Source organism: Methylobacterium iners (assembly GCF_022179305.1).
GTDB classification, from domain to species: Bacteria; Pseudomonadota; Alphaproteobacteria; order Rhizobiales; family Beijerinckiaceae; genus Methylobacterium; species Methylobacterium iners.
Genome location: NZ_BPQP01000167.1, coordinates 1 through 1115, shown reverse-complemented (window position 1 = coordinate 1115; position 1115 = coordinate 1). Strand labels below are relative to the sequence as shown.

At 62.5% G+C, this 1115-nt stretch carries 1 protein-coding gene; it reads right to left on the bottom strand.

Annotation, left to right across the window (positions count from 1 at the left end; genetic code table 11):
* Positions 1-754: GAF domain-containing protein (locus MFF55_RS26590; protein ID WP_238247242.1), on the bottom strand; the 754-nt coding region annotated here is incomplete at its 3' end.
* Positions 755-1115 lie beyond the last annotated feature (361 nt).

Genomic DNA, 1115 nt, shown 5'->3' with positions numbered 1-1115 from the left:
AGCCATCGATGGCGGCAGCCATCGATGGCTCGAACGACGTACGATCCACGCCGTAGATGCGGAAGACTTCGTCGGACCAGGTCAGCGTCTGGGACGGCAAGGCGATGTGCCAGTGGCCCACATGTGCGACCTGCTCCGCGAGGACGAGCAGTCGGTTGGCTTCCCCAAGGCTCGCCTTGTGCTGTTCCAGGTCCTGTGCCTGGTTTGCGATGACCGCTTCATGCTCCTGACGCGCCGCAATCTCGTGACGATGCTGGGCATTTGCCGCGTGAAGCCGCAGCTGGGCCACGACGATCGTGGCGAGATCCTCAAGCTGTCGGCACTGAGCCTCCGAGAAAGTTCGCGGACGCGTATCGATCACGCACAAGGTGCCGACCCGAATGCCGGGGCCGAGGATGAGTGGCGCACCGGCATAGAAGCGAATGCCCGGTGCGCCGGTCACCAGCGGATTCTGCGAGAAGCGCGCATCCCGCGTCGCATCCTCGACGACCATGACGGTATCCGAGAGCACCGTGTGGCTGCAGAACGCGACGTCGCGTCCGGTCCCATCAACCGCCAAGCCGCACTTGGCCTTGAACCATTGCGCATCCTCCTCGATCAGCGAGACCAGGGCGATGGGCAGATCGAACAGGATTGTCGAAGTCCGGCAGACTGCATCGAAGTGCGCCTCAGGCGGCGTACCAATGATCTGTAGCGCACGCAGCGCCTCTAGGCGCGCAGCTTCGTTGCCGGCACTCACAATCCTGTCTGTCATTTCGGGGCCGTCCTCGTCGCACCAGATTGTTAGATGTCGAGCGGGTAAATTCCGCCTTACGCTGAAAGACTCCTCGCCGGGGTGCAGCCGCGCTTCGTGCGTTATCTTGACACAAACTGAATGGTGAAGGGCGGGCTCAGCGTCCCGTGGCAAAGGGGTATGCGCGCACTACTCGCAACGTCCTTCTTCGGCAGCTTTGCGGACACTCCGCTGCGCGCATCCCGGACAGACTTTGAGTATGTAAGTTCGGCTCGAACGGATCGCGAAGCCACAACCCCGGAAGGTGACCGCGAGCGGGAATGAGCCCCGCGCGGTCTGCCTTACTCATGCCAGGGTCAGGTGCGGCTTGATGAGGTAACGG